The sequence below is a fragment of the Aliidiomarina indica genome (genome assembly GCF_015354615.1).
GTDB lineage: Bacteria > Pseudomonadota > Gammaproteobacteria > Enterobacterales > Alteromonadaceae > Aliidiomarina > Aliidiomarina indica.
The window spans coordinates 20,183-39,676 of record NZ_JACAVQ010000008.1 but is presented as its reverse complement, the minus strand read 5'-3'; the positions used below and the strand labels follow the sequence as shown (position 1 = coordinate 39,676).

The following is a 19,494-nucleotide window of genomic DNA, read 5'->3' as shown; positions in this document are numbered from 1 at the left end:
TTTTATTGGTCTTTTATGTGGATAAAAAGTTCCGACTAACCGGCGAGAAGTTCCCGTGCGTTCGCTATAGCGTGCTCTGTGACGGTATCTCCGCCGAGTAAACGGGCCAATTCGTGCACTCGGTGGGAATCGCTTAGAGATTCCATCGTGGTGAGTGTTTTGCCATCTTGCTTTAGCTTTCTTACGAATAATTGCTGATGGGCGCGTGCAGCAACTTGCGGAAGATGGGTAACACATAGGACTTGGTTGTTTTCGCCTAAAGACCGCAATAGCTTGCCGACTGTTGCCGCCGTTGGACCACTTACCCCCACATCAACTTCGTCAAATACCAGTGTTGGTAAATTGCCATTTCCTGCAGTGAGCACTTGAATAGCTAAGCTAATGCGCGACAACTCGCCCCCCGAGGCGACTTTCTGAATGGGTTGCAGCGGTTGCCCAGCATTGGCGCTTACCAAAAACTGAATGATATCTTGGCCGTGGGCGCTGTGATGTTGTTCGATGTCAGAGTCAATGTTGACGACAAACTCGCCATCAGGAATATTCAATTCATGGAGGCTGCGAGTAACTTGTGCCGCCAGTTTTTCAGCCGCTTTGCGACGACTTTGTGACAAAGCATCAGCGGCCTTTGCGTAACTCTGCCATGCTTTGTCGATGTCTGGTTGCAGATTTGCCAGACGCGATTCTGACGCTGTAATTTCTGACAGCTCTTGTTTTAATTGGGCATGAATTTGCGCCAAATCAGAAGGGGCTGCCTGATGCTTCTTCGCCAGTTGAAGCGTTTGCGACAAGCGATCTTCACAAGTGCGCAAGGCTTCTGGATCAAGTTCGATAGCATCTTGATAGTGGCGCAGCTCATGGACTGCTTCTTCCACCTGAACCGATGCCGACTCTAGCAGATCAACAATTGGGGCTAAGCGATCATCAAGGCTTAAGCTATGCTCTAGCCGTTGTTTCACCGCTTGAATAAGATGATAAGCATTGTTGTGCTCACCATCGTATAGGGTGCCCAAACTAAATTGCGCATCATCCACCAGTGTCGAGGCATTCGCTAACCGCTTATGGTCGCTTTCTAGCTGTTCATATTCTTCTGCCGAAGGGGCAAAGTCGTCGAGCTCCCCAACTTGATATTCAAGCAATTGTCGGCGCGCATTTTCGTGTTCAACTCGCTGCTGCAACTCACGCTGTTCACGGATAAGTTGACGCCACTGCTGGAACGATGAACGCGTGGCGGCCAATAACGATGCATGGTTAGAAAATTGATCGAGCAACTGCATTTGGTAATCAGTTTTCATGAGCAGGTGATGCTCATTTTGGCCATGTAAACTGATGAGCATACGGCCTAACTCTTTAAGTGTCCCCACTGGAACAAGAGCCCCATTGACAAAGGCTTTTGAGCGACCTTCTGCAGAAATAGTACGGCGGATAATACAGCTATCTTCGTTATCCTGAACGTCATCAAGTGATAAGTCGTGCTCTTCTAGCCACTCTAGAACGTGGGGTAATTGACGCACGCAAAAGCTTGCAGTGATTTCCGCTTTATTGGCCCCAGGACGCACCATGTGGCTTTCCGAACGCGCCCCTAAACACAAACTGAGTGCATCCAGTGCAATCGATTTCCCTGCACCCGTTTCCCCAGTAATTGCGGTCATACCTTTTTGAAAATCAATATCAAGATGATCGACGATAGCAAACTGACGAATATTTAGTTGAGTCAGCATAGTGCCTCCAGCCTCTCCATAAACGAATTGCGATACTGTTTATCTATACAGTAAATATACAGTGTTTATCCAGTAGCGCAATATGTTGTATGAAAAAAAATCAGAAGAGGCGACTGCCCCAATTCAGCTTATTTCGTAACACGTGGTAATAATTGTAGGTAAGCGGATGAATAAGACGAAGGCGATCGGATTGGCGGCGAATATGAATCGTGCTACCTGGCGACACGGATAGCTTAATGTGTCCATCACAACTGATATGTAATGGCTCTTCATCGGGAGCGACTTTGATGCTTATTTTGCTATCGCCAGGAACTACAATAGGTCGGCTGCTTAACGAGTGAGGGAACATGGGAACCAAGGTAATGGCATCAAGCTCAGGCGTTAAAATGGGGCCGCCGGCAGACAAGGAATAAGCAGTAGAACCAGTGGGGGTGGCGATAATTAAGCCATCGGAGCGTTGGCTGAATACAAATTGTTCATCCACACTCACTTCAAACTCGAGCATGTGAGCCACTTGGTCTGAGTGTAATACCACCTCATTCATGGCATTGCCGCGGGTTTGGTTGCCCTGTGCATCAGTAACTATCGCATCTAAAAGAAAGCGGTATTCAGTGCGGTAGTGGCCGTATAGCACCTCTAAAATTTGTTGTACCGCCTCATCGGGCGCCACATCAGTAAGAAATCCTAAGTTGCCGCGGTTCACGCCAATCACGGCGATATCGTGTTGGCTAAGCGTGCGCGCTGCACCGAGCATGCGACCGTCACCCCCGATCACAATCGCCACCTCAGCACGCTCACCTATTTGCTTAAGACTGCAGCGTTCAAGGGCGCTGCCCTCGATGCAATCGGGCGCATCTTCACCGAGCAATAGGGAGAATCCATGTTCTTTCAAGGCCAAGATGAGGGCGTGTAATGTCTCAGAGGCTGAGTCGGATTCATTGCGACACAACAGGCCAACAACGGAAAATGCTGGGGTCGACATATCTCGTTTCTCGGGTGGCGAATGAGGCTGCGTAGCCATGAGCGGCTCCATTTAAGATCAATGCCTTAAAGCTACGGAGTTTCCTGGTAGAGATCAATAAGTCAAAAGCTGAAAATTTTTTCTTGAATTCAGCTAGAACGCCCCCATATCCCTTCGCAACGGTTAATCATTGTATCCGAACTACGAAAGATCGGACAGAAACGATGGAGCATGGCATGACAAAGCAAAGCCAATCAGACGAATCGATGGCGCCAAACGAGCAGGACCAGCAAGCGGCGCCGGTTAATGAAGAAGAGCAACACGCTGAGTCTGCAGAGCAGCTAGACGACGGTGTTGAAGCGGTTACTGAAGACGCAGAGGGCGATGACCGTGTCGCTGAACTTGAGCGTAAGGTGTCGATACTCGCTAACGAGCTTGCGCAAGAGAAAGAAAGAGCATTGCGCGTTGCCGCTGATGCCGAGAATGCGAAACGCAGAGCCGCACTCGAAGTTGAGAAGGCCCGTAACTTTGCGCTGGAAAAATTTGCCGGCGAATTACTCTCAGTCATTGATAACCTCGAACGGGCACTGCAAACCATCGACAAGGATGACGAAGCCCAAGCGAAAATTGCTGAGGGAATTGAAATGACTCACAAAGGGTTTCTCAGCACCATTGAAAAGTTTGGTATGGAAGTGCTCGACCCTCAAGGACAACCGTTTAATCCGCAGCTGCATGAAGCGATGGGCATGCAGGAGCATGCTGAACTACCACCGAACTCGGTGCTTTATGTAATGCAAAAGGGTTATTTGCTGAATGGACGTTTGTTGCGCCCGGCGATGGTAATGGTTACCAAAGCAGCGAGTGCGTAAACAAAAAAGACCACAAAGTTTCTATTGAAATCAGATTGGGGTGTCCCCATATCCATGACATCCCGGCAACAAATTGAAAGGTTTGGAGAAAGACATGGGCAAAATTATTGGTATCGATTTAGGCACAACAAATTCTTGTGTCGCTATTATGGACGGTGATAAGCCACGCGTGATTGAAAACGCAGAAGGCGATCGCACCACCCCATCCGTTGTTGCATTTGCGGATGACGGTGAAGTTCTTGTTGGTGCGCCGGCGAAACGTCAGGCGGTCACAAACCCGCAAAATACGTTGTATGCGATTAAGCGCTTAATTGGTCGTCGTTTCGAAGACGAAGAAGTGCAGCGCGACATCGGTATCATGCCATTTGGTATCAAAAAGGCAGATAACGGCGATGCTTGGGTAGAAGTGAAGGGTGAAAGGAAAGCGCCACCGCAAATTTCTGCTGAAGTATTGAAGAAAATGAAGAAAACTGCAGAAGATTACCTTGGTGAGAAAGTAACCGAGGCGGTCATTACTGTTCCTGCATACTTTAATGATGCGCAGCGTCAGGCAACCAAAGATGCAGGCCGCATCGCGGGTCTTGATGTTAAGCGTATTATCAATGAGCCAACAGCTGCCGCGCTTGCTTACGGTATGGATCGTAAGAAAGGCGATAATGTTATTGCGGTTTATGACTTAGGTGGCGGTACTTTCGATATTTCAATTATTGAAATTGATGAAGTGGATGGCGAGCACACCTTTGAAGTGTTGGCGACCAACGGTGACACCCACTTGGGTGGTGAAGATTTCGATAACCGCGTGATTAACTACTTGGTTGAGCAGTTTAATAAAGACCAAGGCATTGATTTACGTAAAGATCCTTTGGCAATGCAGCGCTTAAAAGAAGCGGGCGAAAAGGCCAAGATCGAATTGTCATCGGCGCAACAAACAGAAGTGAACTTACCGTATATCACTGCTGATGCGTCAGGTCCGAAGCACATGGCCATCAAACTCACGCGCTCAAAACTAGAGTCGCTAGTTGAAGATATGGTGAAGAAAACGCTTGAGCCCGTAAAACAGGCTCTCGCCGATGCCGGATTAAAAGTAAACGATGTAAACGACATTATTTTGGTGGGCGGTCAAACCCGTATGCCAAAAGTGCAACAAATAGTTGCGGACTTCTTCGGTAAAGAAGCGCGTAAAGATGTAAACCCAGATGAAGCGGTCGCGGTGGGTGCAGCGGTTCAAGCCGGTGTATTGCAAGGCGACGTGAAAGACGTATTGCTGCTGGATGTTTGCCCATTATCCCTAGGTATTGAAACCATGGGTGGTGTGATGACATCGCTGATTGAGAAAAACACCACGATTCCGACCAAGAAATCGCAAACGTTCTCAACGGCCGATGATAATCAATCTGCGGTAACGATTCATGTGTTGCAAGGTGAGCGTAAGCGCTCTTCGGACAACAAATCCTTGGGGCAGTTTAACCTTGAGGGAATTCGTCCAGCACCACGTGGCGTGCCACAAATCGAAGTAACCTTCGATATCGATGCAGACGGTATTTTGCATGTGTCGGCGAAAGATAAAGACACAGGCAAAGAACAGAAGATTACGATTAAGGCATCTTCTGGTTTAACCGACGATGAAGTCGAGAACATGGTGCGCGATGCGGAAGCACACGCTGAAGAAGATAAGAAATTCGAAGAAATGGTACAGGCGCGTAACCAAGCCGATGCGTTGATTCATGCGACTAAAAAGCAAATTGACGAAGCGGGTGATGCACTGCCAGAAGAAGACAAAGCAGCCATTGAGCAAGCAGTTAGTGATTTAGAAGATGCAATCAAAGCAAGCGATAAAGAAGCGATTGAAGCGAAATCGCAAGCGTTGATGGAAAAATCACAGAAGCTGATGGAAATTGCGCAGCAGCAAGCTCAGCAACAGCAACAAGCAGGTGGCGATGACAGTGCCGCAAGTGATGCCGCAGATGATGTGGTAGACGCTGAGTTTGAAGAAGTGAAGGACGACGAGAAGAAGTAATTCTTGCGCGTGTAACTCCTTCCGCAACACGGGCGTTACCGAGAGGAACGCCCGTGTATGCGTATAACGCAGAGAAAGAGATTAGGAACCTATGGCGAAAACTGATTACTACGAAGTCCTTGGGGTAAGCAAGGGTGCCGATGAGCGCGAAATCAAGAAAGCCTACAAAAAGTTGGCGATGAAGTTTCATCCCGACCGGACGAAAGGCGATAAAGATCTTGAAATCAAGTTCAAAGAGGTAAAAGAAGCCTACGAAGTACTGAGCGATCCACAAAAGCGCCAAGTGTATGATCAGTATGGTCATGATGCATTCGACCAAGCACGTGGCGGCCACGGCGGTGGCGGCGGATTTGGTGGCGCCGACTTCTCTGATATTTTCGGCGACGTATTCGGTGACATCTTTGGTGGCGGCCGTCGCGGTGGTGGTGGGCGTCGTGCGCAACGCGGTGCCGATTTGCGCTACGATCTTGATATGACCCTCGAGGACGCAGTTCGTGGCAAAGACGTGGAATTAAAAATCCCTCGTCTGAGCACTTGTGATGACTGCGATGGTACAGGCTCAGCGGATAATACGCCGCCGAAAACCTGTGATTACTGTCATGGTGCAGGGCAAGTGCAAATGCGCCAAGGCTTCTTTGCAGTGAACCAAACCTGTCCGAAGTGTAATGGTCGTGGGACTATCGTTACTAACCCGTGTCGCAGCTGTCATGGCCATGGTCGTGTTGAGAAAACCAGAACTCTGAATGTCAAAATTCCAGCGGGTGTTGATACCGGCGATCGGGTGCGCTTGAGTGGTGAAGGTGAAGCGGGTGAACACGGTGCCCCGAGCGGCGATTTATACGTGCAAGTTCGGGTTCGTGAACATCAGATTTTTAAACGCGATGGGAATAACTTGTATTGCGAAGTGCCGGTGAGCTTCACTCATGCTGCATTAGGTGGCGAAGTTGAAGTACCGACATTGGATGGTCGCGTAAAACTGAAAATCCCGGCAGAAACCCAAACTGGGCGTATGTTCCGATTGCGCGGGAAAGGTGTGAAATCTGTGCGTTCAGGAGCGGTGGGTGATTTGGTGTGTAAAGCCGTCATCGAAACCCCGGTGAACCTCTCAGCGAAACAAAAAGCCTTACTTAAGGAATTCGAAGATTCCATGGGTAGCGGCGATGAAGCGGCGAGGTATCGCCCGAAAGAACGTGGCTTTTTCGACGGTGTAAAAAAGTTTTTTGACGACCTCACCGGCAGTAACTAAACGTATTTAACCGTTAGATTGATATAGTTAAGCCAGTCAGCACTCCTGACTGGCTTATTTTTTGGCCCAACTTTTGTATAGAGTTGGTTAATCACCTTTGTGTTCCTCTCGTCCTACCCTATACTTTTAACTAAGATTCAATGAAATATGAACCTGTAGCACAGTAAGTTGCTCTGACTGCGGGTCAACGTAAGCAAGCAGGGAGTTGAAGGCGTTATGAAATTTCTAGTGAAAGTGAGTTTAATGCTTTTCGTTGCTGGCTCTATTATTGCCTGCACCACATCGCCGACAGGGCGTTCACAATTAAATTTATTCTCTGGTAGCGCGTTAAATAGTCTGGGCGCGCAGTCGTTCGCAGAAATAAAACAGCAGGAAACCGTTTCTACCGACCCTGAGCTGAATGCGTATGCTCAATGCTTGGCCGATGCGATTATCGATGTACTTCCTGACCAGTACCGTGGTCGGGAGTGGGAAGTGGCGGTATTTGAATCAGAAACTATTAACGCTTTTGCGTTACCCGGCGGTTATATGGGTTTCTACACGGGCATTATGCGCTTGGCGGAAAACCAACATCAGCTGGCGGCCGTAATGGGCCATGAGATTGGACACGTGTTAGCCGATCATAGTAGTGAGCGTTTATCGACCAACCTGTTATTGACGGGGATTTTAGTCGGTGCTGATTTTGCACTGGCAGACCGCCCGCCGGAGCAACGGGGAATGATTATGGCGGGGCTTGGGCTTGGCGCTCAAGTAGGCGTGATGCTGCCTTACAGTCGCACCCATGAGTCAGAAGCCGACGAAATCGGCCTAGATTTAATGGCGCGTGCCGGCTTTGACCCACGCCAAGCGCCGAAGCTTTGGGAGAATATGGCAAAGGAAAGTAGCGGCGCGCCGCCCGAGTTGTTGTCAACGCATCCATCACCACAAACTCGGATACGTCACCTAACGCGACAAATTCCGGAAGTTATGCCCCATTATGAAGCACGATTAGCGTCTGCGGGACCGGCGAATTGCCCACGTCCACGTTCACTCGATCGCAAGTAATGTGGCACGGGATATAACCTATCGCCGATGAGTTAGGCGAATTCGTTCTAAGCCAGAACAAACCATTCTTGATGATAAGCCGTTCATTTGTTTAAGTGCGACAAATGAACGGCTGTTTCGTTTTTACACGGTAGCAGCTCACAGCGACATACAAGGTGTAATGATGTTACAGGCGTGGTTTCGTATTCCCTTCTGGCAGCGGGTCCTCGGTGCTTTTATTCTCGGTGGTTTATTAGGTGTTGTTGCAGCGGATGTCGCTGTTGCCATGCAACCTTTAGGACAGCTGTTTATTCGTGCCATCCAAATGTTAGTAGCACCGCTCATTTTGTTTGCCATTGTGAGCAGTATTACGAGCATGCAAAGCCATCAACGATTAGGCAAGCTTGCCGGCAAGACCGTGGGATTATTTTTAATTACCGCCTTTATTGCCAGTGCCATTGGTTTAACCGTGGCTACCTTACTCGATTTGGCCCCGGCGGTAGAACTCACTGCTGGTGAAGTGCGTGAGCGGGATATTCCGCCGGTGTCGCAAGTGTTGTTATCGGTCATTCCTACCAACCCATTTGCAGCGCTAGTGGAAGGCAATGTGTTGCAGATTATCACCTTCTCCGTGGTGTTAGCCTTAGCCCTGAATGCCTTAAAAGAAAAAGCGGCGCCAGTACGCGAATTTTTTAAATCAGGCGCTGAAGTTATGTATCAAATTACCCGCTACGTGCTGGAACTAACGCCTATCGGTGTGTTTGGTCTAATGGCCTGGGTTGTCGGTACGCACGGTCTAGAGATGTTGCTACCCCTAGCGAAATTTGTGGGCGCGATTTACTTGGCCTGTATTATTCACATTGTCTTTGTCTACGGTAGCTTAGTGCGCTTTGGTGCAAAAGTAAGTCCGTGGCAATTCTTTCGTGCCATTCTACCCACCCAGATTATTGCTTTTTCTACCTCAAGCAGTTTTGGCACCTTGCCTTCAACGTTAAAAACCACAACGGAAAAACTCGGTGTTAAAAAAGAATACGCAAGCTTTTCGTTACCTTTAGGGGCCACCATAAATATGGATGGCTGTGGTGGTATTTATCCGGCCATTGCAGCGATTTTTATTGCACATCTATACGGTATTCCGCTCGGTTTTACCGAGTACGCTATTATAATGGTTACGGCCACCTTGGCATCCATTGGCACCGCTGGTGTGCCTGGTTCAGCGATGGTTATGTTGACAGTGACCTTGTCGGCGGTCGGCTTGCCATTAGAGGGCATTGCATTTATTGCCGCAATTGATCGAATTGTTGATATGATGCGCACAGCAACGAATGTGACGGGAGACATGACGGTGTCTTTAGTTGTCGCCAAATCGGAAGATATGGTGGATGAATCCGTACTGACGGCTGGGCTGCAGGGTGAGAAAACCCCAGAGCAGGAGATGCACGCCCAGAAGCAACAATAGCAACCGATAAAGTAGAACAAAATGATAAAGCCTTTGAATATTGCATTAGTCGGTGCGAGCGGCCGAATGGGAAAAGCGGTAGTGCAGGCGGTAACGCAAACAGATGCGACGCGTTTAGTGGCGGCATTAACGCACGCCAACTCACGCCATATTGGTGAAGATAGTGGTCAGCTCGCTGGTTCTGACAAGAATCATGTCACTATCAGTGCAGATTACTCGGCACTCGCGCAGGCGCAGGTGGTGATTGATTTTGGATTGCAAGAAGGGCTAGATGAACGGTTACAGGCCTATGTAAAACACAATGTAGCTGCTGTTGTTTGTGTTACTGGGCTTAGTGAGAACGATCAGCAACTACTCCGTCAGAGTGCAGAATCAATTCCTTTAATCCATGCGGCTAATACGAGCGTGGGTATTCATCTGCTAGCATCGCTTACCGCGCAAGCAAGTCGCGTATTCGGTACCGATGCGGATATCGAAATATTGGAAGCGCATCATACTCGTAAACTTGACGCACCGTCAGGCACGGCACTTGTGCTTGGCGAAGCCGCGGCTCAAGGGCGCGGGCAAAACCTCCAGGATGTGGCTGAGTGGAATCGCAATGATCCATCCCATCGCTACGAAAAGGGGAGTATTGGATTTGCCACAATACGCGCTGGTGACATCGTAGGTGAGCACACCGTATACCTTGTCGTGAATGGTGAACGTTTGGAGCTCACGCATCGAGTGTCGAAGCGCAGCACCTTTGCAGACGGGGCTTTACGTGCGGCTCAGTGGTTAAGCCAACAAACAACACCGCGTTTATATACCATGAAAGACGTACTTGGTCTGGACGCTGAGGGCTAATTTCAGTAGAATACGCCCAATTTGCCGAACGCCGGCAAGCACAGGTGCAGCCTCGTTTGGAGAGCTGTGCATGATTCGGTGTAAAGCGGGGAAGTGACAGCAGACTTGCCCGTTTTTTTATGTTCGGAGGTACCCTTGAGTATTTCGGCGAGAAAAACCGCGTTAAAGGCGGTCCTGGTCCTCGCAGACGGCACTGTGTTTTATGGCACCGCAATTGGTGCAGAAGGACAAGCCGTCGGTGAAGTTGTTTTCAATACAGCAATGACCGGTTATCAGGAAATTTTGACAGACCCCTCTTACGCAGAACAGATCGTTACTCTCACTTATCCCCATATTGGTAATTACGGCACAAACTCTGAAGACTCCGAGTCGTCGAAGATTTGGGCGAAAGGTCTGGTTATTCGTGATCTATCCCCCCTTGCCAGTAATTTTCGTAATACCCAGTCGTTAAGTGACTTCCTGAAAAGCCAAAACATTCTTGGTATTGCCGATATCGATACACGTCGGTTGACCAATCGGTTGCGGGAAACAGGTGCACAAAACGGCAGTATCATGACCTATGCCCATGACCAGGAAGCTCCGATAGAAGCCGCTCTTGAGGCCGCGAAAGGGTTTCCAGGATTGGCGGGAATGGATTTGGCGAAGGTCGCAACGTGTCGCGCAAGCTACCCGTGGACGGAAGGGACATGGACCTTAGGTGAAGGACATTCCTCACCGGAAGCGAATCGCTTTCATGTAGTTGCGTACGATTTTGGCGTTAAACAAAACATTCTCCGTATGTTAGTCGACCGAGGCTGCAAGGTCACAGTGGTGCCCGCTGAAACATCTGCTGCAGATGCGTTAGCGTTGAATCCAGACGGTGTGTTCTTGTCCAATGGACCGGGTGACCCGGCTCCCTGCGACTATGCCATTGAAGCGATTAAAACGTTCCTCGATAAAAAATTGCCTGTTTTCGGTATTTGTTTGGGGCATCAACTGCTTGCACTGGCTGCCGGTGCGAAAACCGCAAAGATGAAGTTTGGCCATCACGGCGCTAACCATCCGGTGCAGGTTCTGGATACCGGTGTTGTGATGATTACCAGCCAAAACCACGGTTTTGCGGTAGAAGAAGCAACATTGCCAGCCCATTTAAAAGCAACGCATAAATCGCTGTTTGACGGCTCGTTACAAGGCATTCATCACACAGAATTACCTGCGTTTAGTTTCCAGGGACATCCGGAAGCTAGTCCTGGCCCGCATGATGCGGCCCCGTTGTTCGATCATTTTATCGAATTAATGGAAACCCACACGGCTCAGTAATAAAGGACTCGGTGCAATCATGCCAAAACGTACAGACATACAAAGCATTCTCATTATCGGTGCTGGTCCTATTGTTATCGGCCAGGCCTGTGAATTCGACTACTCCGGTGCGCAAGCGTGTAAAGCGCTGCGTGAAGAGGGCTACCGGGTTATTTTGGTAAATTCAAATCCGGCAACGATTATGACGGATCCGGAAATGGCCGATGCCACTTATATCGAGCCCATTCACTGGGAAGTGGTTGAAAAAATCATCGAGCGCGAAAAACCAGATGCTATCTTGCCAACCATGGGTGGGCAGACAGCGTTGAATTGTGCCCTTGAGCTTGACGCCCGTGGAATTTTAGAGAAACACAATGTTGAAATGATCGGTGCGACTGCTGACGCGATTGATAAAGCAGAGGATCGGGATCGTTTTGACAAGGCGATGAAAGCGATTGGCCTAGAAACGCCCCGTGCAGAGATTGCTCATAGTATGGAAGAAGCCTTTGATGTGCTTGAGCGTATTGGCTATCCATGTATTATCCGCCCTTCGTTTACCATGGGTGGTAGCGGTGGTGGTATCGCCTACAACCGTGATGAATTCGAAGAAATTTGCCGCCGAGGCCTCGCACTTTCGCGTACCAATGAACTCCTGATCGACGAGTCGTTGATTGGATGGAAAGAGTACGAAATGGAAGTGGTTCGGGACAAAAACGATAATTGTATTATCGTATGTTCCATCGAGAACTTTGACCCTATGGGTGTGCATACTGGCGACTCTATTACCGTAGCTCCAGCGCAAACGCTTTCCGATAAAGAATACCAAATCATGCGCGATGCATCGATGGCGGTTTTGCGTGAAATCGGGGTCGAAACCGGTGGTTCTAACGTTCAGTTTGGTATCTGTCCTGACACGGGTCGCATGGTCATTATTGAAATGAATCCACGGGTGAGCCGTTCATCTGCGTTGGCATCAAAAGCAACTGGTTTTCCGATTGCAAAAGTGGCGGCGAAACTCGCTGTGGGTTATACCCTCGATGAGCTGAGCAACGAAATTACGGGTGGTATTACGCCCGCGTCGTTCGAGCCTGCAATCGATTACGTCGTGACAAAAATTCCACGCTTTAACTTTGAGAAATTCCCAGGCGCGAACGATCGCCTCACCACGCAAATGAAATCTGTGGGTGAAGTGATGGCGATTGGCCGTAATCAGCAGGAATCGCTTCAAAAAGCGCTGCGTGGCCTCGAATTAGGTATGAATGGCCTCGACCCCATCGTTGACCTAGCCGATGCCGAAGAAGCCCGTACACGCATTATTCGAGAGCTGAAAGAGCCCGGTGCGGAACGCATTTGGTACATTGGTGATGCTTTCCGTATGGGCATGAGCGTGGATGAGGTGTTTACCCTTACCAATATTGATCGCTGGTACTTAATCCAATTGCACGAAATTGTTGAGCTCGAAGCGGAAGTTGCGCAGAGCGGCCTAGCCGGTCTCGATGCGGATAGCTTGCGCTACTTGAAACGCAAAGGTTTCTCCGATGCGCGTTTAGCGGACATTCTTGATGTCAACGAAAGCGAAGTACGCAAGCGTCGCGAAGAGTTTAAGATTTTTCCGGTGTATAAGCGTGTCGATACCTGTGCTGCTGAGTTCGCTTCAGAAACAGCGTATATGTACTCCACATACGACGAAGAATGTGAAGCGCGGCCTTCGGATCGCGAGAAGATCATGGTCATCGGTGGCGGTCCAAACCGGATCGGTCAGGGCATCGAGTTTGACTACTGCTGTGTGCATGCTGCGTTAGCTATGCGTGAAGATGGTTACGAGACCATTATGGTCAACTGTAATCCAGAAACAGTTTCTACCGATTACGATACCTCCGATCGCCTATATTTTGAGCCTATTACTCTAGAAGATGTGCTCGAAATCGTGCGTATCGAGAAGCCTAAAGGTGTGATCGTGCAGTATGGTGGGCAAACCCCATTGAAGCTAGCACGCGCCCTCGAAGCCAATGGTGTGCCTATTATCGGTACGTCACCAGACGCTATTGACCGAGCTGAAGACCGCGAGCGTTTCCAAACCGCGGTTGAGCGCTTGGGCTTGAAACAGCCTGAGAACGCCACTGTCACCACCATTGAACAGGCCATGACGGAATCTCAGCGCATCGGCTTCCCATTGGTTGTACGGCCATCGTATGTATTGGGCGGCCGGGCTATGGAAATCGTGTATGACGAAGCCGATTTGCGTCGTTACTTAACCGAGGCGGTGAAGGTATCGAATTCGGCACCGGTACTTCTGGACCGTTTCTTAGACAACGCCATTGAAGTAGATATCGATGCCATCTGTGATGGTGAGAATGTATTTATTGGCGGCATTATGCAGCACATTGAGCAAGCGGGTGTTCACTCCGGTGATTCCGCATGTTCACTACCACCGTACTCGCTCAGCGATATGGTGCAAGCTGAATTGCGCGACCAAGTGGCGAAGTTGGCGTTTGAATTAAATGTACGCGGTTTGATGAACACGCAGTTTGCCATTCAGAACAATGAAATTTACCTCATTGAGGTAAACCCGCGTGCGGCCCGTACGGTGCCATTTGTGTCGAAAGCCACTGGTATCCAACTGGCGAAAGTTGCGGCTCGTGTTATGGCAGGTACCAGCCTGAAAGCTCAAAACTGCTTGCATGAGGTAATCCCACCTTATTATTCAGTGAAAGAAGTGGTGGTTCCCTTTGCGAAGTTCCAAGGGGTGGATCCGATTCGTGGTCCTGAAATGCGCTCCACGGGTGAAGTGATGGGCGTAGGTGAAAGTTTCGAAGAAGCCTATGCCAAAGCCAATCTGGGTGCCGGCCAAGCATTGCCGCTGAAAGGCAAAGCGCTGTTATCAGTGCGCGAAGGCGACAAAAAACGTGTTATCGACCTTGCTCGTGGACTCACTGCGCTTGGATTTACCGTCGAAGCCACCGGTGGAACCGCAAAAGCTTTACAGGAGCAAGGAATTCAATGTAGCGTAGTAAATAAGTTGCAAGAAGGGCGTCCAAATATTGTGGATGCTGTTAAAAACGGTGAATATAGCTACATTATTAATACGGTGGAAGGACGACAAGCAATTGAGGACTCAGTTTATATTAGACGCGAAGCCCTCTTGAATAATGTCAGTTACACCACCACATTAAATGCAGGGTTTGCAGCTGTGAAGGCGCATACGGTAAATGATCGCGCCCGAGTCAGTTCAGTGCAGGAATTGCATAAGAGGATTTTAAATCAATGACTAACATCCCAATGACGGTTGCGGGTGCTGACGCACTGCGTTCCGAATTGAAACGTTTAAAAAGCGAAGATCGACCTCGCATCATTCAAGCGATTGCAGATGCGCGCGAGCACGGCGACTTGAAAGAAAACGCCGAGTACCATGCTGCGCGTGAGCAGCAAAGCTTTTGCGAAGGTCGAATTCAGGAAATTGAAGCGAAGTTGGCCAACGCCCAAGTTATTGATGTCACCAAGTTACCGAATAGTGGCAAGGTGGTGTTTGGTTCAACCGTTACCTTATTCAACACCAAAACCGATGAAGAGGTGGTGTATCGGATTGTAGGTGACGATGAGGCCGACATTAAGAAAAATCTCATCTCTGTGAACTCGCCGTTATCGCGAGCACTGATTGGTAAGGCTGTCGATGAGGCGGCCGTTGTGGTGACACCGAGCGGTGAAGTTGAGTACGAAATTGTAAAAGTTGATTATCTGTAGTGCTTTAATGCATGGCGTGATTCAACGCACACGCAAAAGAACCGGCGCGATGCCGGTTTTTTTGTGGCTGCTATTTCTCAAGTATTCGCTTCATTTGCTCTGCGCGGGCCTCACGTGACGCGCGAGTAGTAGGAACATCAGTGCAATATTCCGGAACATCCGGAAATATTTCAGCGACGGGCCGATCCAATAATTTTGCAAAGGCTTCCGCAACTAACCGTGACTTTGCTTGGCGTCCAGCCACTTTTGAGATCAACGAAGGACTCCTTCCCAGCGCTTGAGCAAGCATGCTGAAGTCGTAACCTAAGTGAGCAAGTTCCTTTTTTAATTGATTTTTGTCCATTTTTATCATTTCATACGGGTTCAATTGTAATTCACATTTAACTCAAATGAGGATAAATTATTCCTCAAATGAGGAATCATGATAAAAACATAGCCCATGGCAAATATCAAGAAGTTCTCATTGACCCTCGACGAAGTTTTGCTACGAGCCTCCATGTTGTCTGGCAAAACACAAGATGCTGATTTGGTCCGTTGGTTGGGTGTGAGCAAGTCAAGTTTGAATAATTGGAAGTCGCGCGGAACCATCCCATTTAAAACGCTCGTGCCTGTATTAATTGAGAAAGGTGTATCTCTTGATTGGTTTTTTGCACCGGATCAGGCCCTGCGTCGACCCGACATTGATCAACAAGCGTTGGCTGAGCAGATAACGCGCTATGGCGGGGCGGAAAGTAAAGATTTCGTGCGTTTGCCGGGTATTATTCAGGAGCTCACCGAGATATTGCAGACTGCCGGTGCGCCGGTGGAACAGCGTCAGCTGAATGAGATGATAGCCCTGCATCGGGTTTTAGAGGATGAACCTAAGACTCGTAACAAGGTGTTGCGAGTGCTCGCGCAGGTATTTGCGGATGAAGCGCCGTAGGTTACGGCCCCAATTCGGTGCGCTGGTTACGAGGGCTAACGCAGAGGATTGGTTAGGGCCAACGCGGTGCGTTGGCTACGAGGGCTAACGCAGAGGATTGGTTAGGGCCAACCCCGTGCGTTGGCTACGAGGGCTAACGCAGAGGATTGGTTAGGGCCAACGCGGTGCGTTGGCTACGAGGGCTAACGCAGAGGACTGGTTAGGGCCAACCCCGTGCGTTGGCTACGGGTACCAACCGATGCGTTGGTTATTTAGGAAGCTTTAGCTTGGGTTCGCGAGCAGGGCGGTACAACACCAGCGTTTTACCAATCACTTGCACTTGGCTTGCCGCAGTTTCGCGCGCGATGGCCTCGTAAATGGCAGTGCGAAGCTCACGGTCTTCGTCAGGTACCTTCACTTTTATGAGTTCGTGGTGTTCAAGTGCACCATCAATTTCCGCAATAACACCTTCGGTTAACCCGTTTGCACCCAGCAACACCACAGGTTTAAGAGGGTGCGCTAAGCCTTTAAGAAATTGTTTTTGCTTGTTGTTCAATTGCATATCATGTTGTCCGCAGTCGGGAATAGCCGTGTGATGAACACCGCAATCGGTTAAATCGTTCCGACGAGGCGAGCGTATCACTTGAATTTCCTGTATTCTAACGCCATCTAGGAATTGGGGCTAGCCTGAATAGCGTAAGTTGAGGATTCATGGCCAAGAAAAAACGTTCAGCGAGCAGTTCTCGCTGGCTCAAAGAGCATTTTGACGATCAGTACGTTCAAAAAGCGCAGAAGCAAGGTTTGCGTTCGCGCGCCGTATTTAAATTGGAAGAAATTCAAAAACGTGATCGCATTTTGCGTCCAGGCCAAACCGTCGTCGATCTTGGCGCAGCACCGGGCGGTTGGTCACAATATGTGGCGGAAGTGCAAAATGGAGATGGCGAAATCATCGCCTGTGATATTTTGGACATGGATCCTATCGCAGGAGTCGATTTTCTCCAGGGCGATTTTCGTGAAGCTGCAGTGTTGAATGCATTATTGAATCGCATTGGCGGCAAAAACGTCGATGTATTGCTTTCAGATATGGCGCCAAACTTCAGTGGAACCGATGCTGTTGATCAGCCGCGGTCTATGTATTTAGTTGAGCTGGCACTCGATATGTGTCAGCACGTTTTGAAACCTGGCGGCGCTTTTGTCGTCAAAGTATTTCAGGGGGAAGGTTCGGATCAGTTTTTAAAAGACGTCCGAACTGCGTTTTCTTCCGTAAAGGTAAGAAAGCCAGACTCATCTCGAGCGCGTTCTCGAGAGGTCTATCTGGTAGCGACAGGCTACAAAGTGTAGTACCCTGAAAGGGTAGCTTTAGCAGGGGAACCTGCCAACATGTTGAGAGGTAAGAACGTTGAGCGACATGGCAAAAAATCTCATTCTTTGGTTAGTCATCGCGATAGTATTAGCGAGCGTGTTCCAAGGGATGAATCCAGGTAGCAATGACCAGCGTGTATACACGTACTCAGAATTCGTGCGCGATGTAAATCGGGGCGATGTACGTGAAGTCACAATTAATGAATCGAATCGAACCATTGAAGGGGTGCGGCGCAGCGGTGAGCAATTCCGTACCGTCAAGCCTGCGCAAGATCCCGATCTGCTCAACGAACTATTGAGCCAAGGGAACGTGCAGGTTCGATATACAGAGCCAGAATCACGTAGCTTACTCGGCACCATCTTTATTTCATGGTTCCCGATGTTACTGCTTATTGCCGTGTGGATTTTCTTCATGCGTCAAATGCAAGGCGGTGGCGGACGTGGTGCGATGTCATTTGGTAAAAGCAAAGCCCGCCTTATGGGCGAAGATCAAGTGAAAACTACGCTTGCGGATGTTGCTGGGTGTGAAGAAGCCAAAGAAGAAGTGGCTGAATTGGTCGACTTCCTGCGGGATCCATCGAAGTTCCAACGCTTGGGTGGACGGATTCCGAAGGGTGTATTGATGGTCGGCCCTCCAGGAACAGGTAAAACCTTGCTTGCAAAAGCTGTGGCAGGTGAAGCGAAAGTACCTTTCTACACTATTTCCGGTTCAGATTTCGTTGAAATGTTCGTGGGTGTGGGTGCATCACGCGTACGTGACATGTTCGAACAAGCGAAAAAAGCTGCACCGTGCATCATCTTTATCGATGAGATCGATGCGGTGGGTCGCCAGCGTGGCGCTGGCTTAGGTGGTGGTCACGATGAGCGTGAACAAACCCTAAACCAAATGCTCGTGGAAATGGATGGCTTTGAGGGCAACGAAGGTATTATCGTGATTGCCGCAACGAACCGCCCAGATGTTCTGGATCCAGCGTTATTACGTCCCGGTCGTTTCGATCGTCAGGTAACTGTTGGCTTGCCGGATGTACGTGGCCGTGAACAGATTCTGAAAGTGCACATGCGCAAGGTGCCGATTGCTGATGACGTTGAACCTGCATTAATTGCTCGTGGTACGCCTGGCTTCTCGGGTGCAGATCTCGCCAACTTAGTGAATGAGGCAGCGCTGTTTGCCGCTCGCGAAAACCGGCGCATGGTATCAATGGCGGAGTTTGAAAAAGCCAAAGATAAGATCTTGATGGGTTCTGAGCGTAAATCCATGGTGATGACGGAATCGGAAAAAGAGATGACCGCTTATCACGAAGCAGGACACGCCATTGTTGGACGTTTGGTCCCGGATCACGATCCTGTCTACAAGGTGTCGATTATTCCGCGTGGACGTGCGCTGGGTGTCACTATGTACTTACCAGAGCAAGATCGGGTGAGTCATAGCAAGCAACATCTCGAGAGCATGTTATCGAGCTTGTACGGTGGTCGAATTGCTGAGCAACTTATTTACGGTGATGAACATGTCACCACTGGGGCCTCAAACGATATCGAACGCGCCACTGCGATTGCCCGCAAGATGGTTACCCAATGGGGTCTGTCATCGAAGATGGGGCCGTTGTTATACGCAGAAGATGAAGGACAAGTGTTCTTGGGTCGCTCAGTGGCACAGAACAAACAAATGTCTGACGACACCATGCGTGCGATTGATGCCGAGATTCGTCAAGTTATCGATCGTAACTACGACCGCGCTTACAAAATCCTTGAGGAAAATATTGATATTTTACACGCCATGAAAGATGCGCTGATGAAATACGAAACCTTGGATGCAGGTCAAATCGACGACTTAATGTCGCGTCGCGATGTGCGTGAGCCGGTAAGTTGGCATGACAAAGACGATGGCAAGCCATCTTCGGGTGATGCTGCTAGCGCCAAGCCAAAAGCGAAGAAGCCGAAGAAAGATGATGATCGGTTAGACATCGATGAGCCAGATGGCTCCCCGGCAAAATAAGTAATAGAATTGAAGTGCCCCGTCTTGCGGGGCATTTTTTTGACTTCATTTAAACCGCATTGTCGATCATAATGCGCCTCAGC

16 protein-coding genes are annotated in these 19,494 nt (G+C 49.3%); 12 read left to right on the top strand and 4 right to left on the bottom strand.

What is annotated here, in order from left to right; genetic code table 11:
- Window positions 1-35: 35 nt before the first annotated feature.
- The gene (gene recN / locus HXZ99_RS10855; RefSeq protein ID WP_194757308.1) at window positions 36-1,718 is read right to left on the bottom strand and encodes a DNA repair protein RecN; all 1,683 of its coding nucleotides are present in this window, start codon (window positions 1,716-1,718) and stop codon (window positions 36-38) included.
- A gap of 100 nt (window positions 1,719-1,818) precedes the next feature.
- Window positions 1,819-2,739 carry an NAD(+) kinase gene (nadK, locus tag HXZ99_RS10850; RefSeq protein ID WP_228517951.1) on the bottom strand — a complete coding sequence of 307 codons (921 nt, stop codon included), beginning with the start codon at window positions 2,737-2,739 and terminating at the stop codon, window positions 1,819-1,821.
- 176 nt (window positions 2,740-2,915) lie between these two features.
- Between nadK and grpE the strand changes: the two genes are divergently transcribed.
- The 9 genes from grpE (at window position 2,916) to greA (ending at window position 15,155) form a co-directional block, all read left to right on the top strand.
- On the top strand, window positions 2,916-3,548 hold the full coding sequence (grpE, locus tag HXZ99_RS10845) for a nucleotide exchange factor GrpE (protein WP_407928523.1): 633 nt from the start codon (window positions 2,916-2,918) through the stop codon (window positions 3,546-3,548).
- Between the two features lie 94 nt (window positions 3,549-3,642).
- Window positions 3,643-5,565 (top strand): molecular chaperone DnaK, encoded by a 1,923-nt coding sequence (dnaK, locus tag HXZ99_RS10840; RefSeq protein WP_194757307.1) that lies wholly within the window; start codon window positions 3,643-3,645, stop codon window positions 5,563-5,565.
- Between the two features lie 91 nt (window positions 5,566-5,656).
- Window positions 5,657-6,811, top strand: coding sequence for a molecular chaperone DnaJ (gene dnaJ / locus HXZ99_RS10835; protein ID WP_194757306.1), 1,155 nt, complete (start codon window positions 5,657-5,659; stop codon window positions 6,809-6,811).
- Window positions 6,812-7,027: 216 nt separating this feature from the next.
- Window positions 7,028-7,855 (top strand): M48 family metallopeptidase, encoded by an 828-nt coding sequence (locus HXZ99_RS10830; RefSeq protein ID WP_228517949.1) that lies wholly within the window; start codon window positions 7,028-7,030, stop codon window positions 7,853-7,855.
- A gap of 163 nt (window positions 7,856-8,018) precedes the next feature.
- Complete coding sequence (locus HXZ99_RS10825; RefSeq protein WP_194757361.1) at window positions 8,019-9,293, top strand: dicarboxylate/amino acid:cation symporter; 1,275 nt, start codon at window positions 8,019-8,021, stop codon at window positions 9,291-9,293.
- A 21-nt stretch (window positions 9,294-9,314) separates the two neighbouring features.
- Window positions 9,315-10,136, top strand: coding sequence for a 4-hydroxy-tetrahydrodipicolinate reductase (dapB, locus tag HXZ99_RS10820; protein ID WP_194757305.1), 822 nt, complete (start codon window positions 9,315-9,317; stop codon window positions 10,134-10,136).
- A gap of 135 nt (window positions 10,137-10,271) precedes the next feature.
- Window positions 10,272-11,435 carry a glutamine-hydrolyzing carbamoyl-phosphate synthase small subunit gene (gene carA / locus HXZ99_RS10815; protein WP_194757304.1) on the top strand — a complete coding sequence of 388 codons (1,164 nt, stop codon included), beginning with the start codon at window positions 10,272-10,274 and terminating at the stop codon, window positions 11,433-11,435.
- A gap of 19 nt (window positions 11,436-11,454) precedes the next feature.
- A complete protein-coding gene (carB, locus tag HXZ99_RS10810) occupies window positions 11,455-14,682 on the top strand; it encodes a carbamoyl-phosphate synthase large subunit (RefSeq protein ID WP_194757303.1) in 3,228 nt (1,075 codons plus the stop codon).
- Entirely contained in the window at window positions 14,679-15,155 is a 477-nt protein-coding gene (greA, locus tag HXZ99_RS10805) for a transcription elongation factor GreA (protein WP_194757302.1), read from the top strand. Before carB ends, greA begins: the two co-directional genes overlap by 4 nt.
- Window positions 15,156-15,225: 70 nt before the next feature.
- On the opposite strand, the gene HXZ99_RS10800 is transcribed toward greA, so the two are convergent.
- Entirely contained in the window at window positions 15,226-15,498 is a 273-nt protein-coding gene (locus tag HXZ99_RS10800; RefSeq protein ID WP_194757301.1) for a hypothetical protein, read from the bottom strand.
- A 153-nt stretch (window positions 15,499-15,651) separates the two neighbouring features.
- Between HXZ99_RS10800 and HXZ99_RS10795 the strand changes: the two genes are divergently transcribed.
- Complete coding sequence (locus HXZ99_RS10795; protein ID WP_194757300.1) at window positions 15,652-16,077, top strand: helix-turn-helix domain-containing protein; 426 nt, start codon at window positions 15,652-15,654, stop codon at window positions 16,075-16,077.
- 247 nt (window positions 16,078-16,324) lie between these two features.
- On the opposite strand, the gene yhbY is transcribed toward HXZ99_RS10795, so the two are convergent.
- On the bottom strand, window positions 16,325-16,618 hold the full coding sequence (gene yhbY, locus HXZ99_RS10790) for a ribosome assembly RNA-binding protein YhbY (RefSeq protein ID WP_194757360.1): 294 nt from the start codon (window positions 16,616-16,618) through the stop codon (window positions 16,325-16,327).
- 149 nt (window positions 16,619-16,767) lie between these two features.
- On the opposite strand from yhbY, the gene rlmE reads away from it, so the two are divergent.
- On the top strand, window positions 16,768-17,397 hold the full coding sequence (rlmE, locus tag HXZ99_RS10785; RefSeq protein WP_194757299.1) for a 23S rRNA (uridine(2552)-2'-O)-methyltransferase RlmE: 630 nt from the start codon (window positions 16,768-16,770) through the stop codon (window positions 17,395-17,397).
- A gap of 58 nt (window positions 17,398-17,455) precedes the next feature.
- Window positions 17,456-19,411, top strand: coding sequence for an ATP-dependent zinc metalloprotease FtsH (gene ftsH, locus HXZ99_RS10780; protein WP_194757298.1), 1,956 nt, complete (start codon window positions 17,456-17,458; stop codon window positions 19,409-19,411).
- Window positions 19,412-19,494 lie beyond the last annotated feature (83 nt).

Coding starts and splice junctions, on each gene's coding strand:
- HXZ99_RS10800 (WP_194757301.1), bottom strand. CDS start 15,498: ATGGACAAAAATCAATTAAAAAAGGAACTTGCTCACTTAGGTTACGAC.
- rlmE (WP_194757299.1), top strand. CDS start 16,768: ATGGCCAAGAAAAAACGTTCAGCGAGCAGTTCTCGCTGGCTCAAAGAG.
- HXZ99_RS10825 (WP_194757361.1), top strand. CDS start 8,019: ATGTTACAGGCGTGGTTTCGTATTCCCTTCTGGCAGCGGGTCCTCGGT.
- yhbY (WP_194757360.1), bottom strand. CDS start 16,618: ATGCAATTGAACAACAAGCAAAAACAATTTCTTAAAGGCTTAGCGCAC.
- HXZ99_RS10795 (WP_194757300.1), top strand. CDS start 15,652: ATGTTGTCTGGCAAAACACAAGATGCTGATTTGGTCCGTTGGTTGGGT.
- greA (WP_194757302.1), top strand. CDS start 14,679: ATGACTAACATCCCAATGACGGTTGCGGGTGCTGACGCACTGCGTTCC.
- recN (WP_194757308.1), bottom strand. CDS start 1,718: ATGCTGACTCAACTAAATATTCGTCAGTTTGCTATCGTCGATCATCTT.
- dnaJ (WP_194757306.1), top strand. CDS start 5,657: ATGGCGAAAACTGATTACTACGAAGTCCTTGGGGTAAGCAAGGGTGCC.
- nadK (WP_228517951.1), bottom strand. CDS start 2,739: ATGGCTACGCAGCCTCATTCGCCACCCGAGAAACGAGATATGTCGACC.
- grpE (WP_407928523.1), top strand. CDS start 2,916: ATGACAAAGCAAAGCCAATCAGACGAATCGATGGCGCCAAACGAGCAG.
- dnaK (WP_194757307.1), top strand. CDS start 3,643: ATGGGCAAAATTATTGGTATCGATTTAGGCACAACAAATTCTTGTGTC.
- dapB (WP_194757305.1), top strand. CDS start 9,315: ATGATAAAGCCTTTGAATATTGCATTAGTCGGTGCGAGCGGCCGAATG.
- HXZ99_RS10830 (WP_228517949.1), top strand. CDS start 7,028: ATGAAATTTCTAGTGAAAGTGAGTTTAATGCTTTTCGTTGCTGGCTCT.
- carB (WP_194757303.1), top strand. CDS start 11,455: ATGCCAAAACGTACAGACATACAAAGCATTCTCATTATCGGTGCTGGT.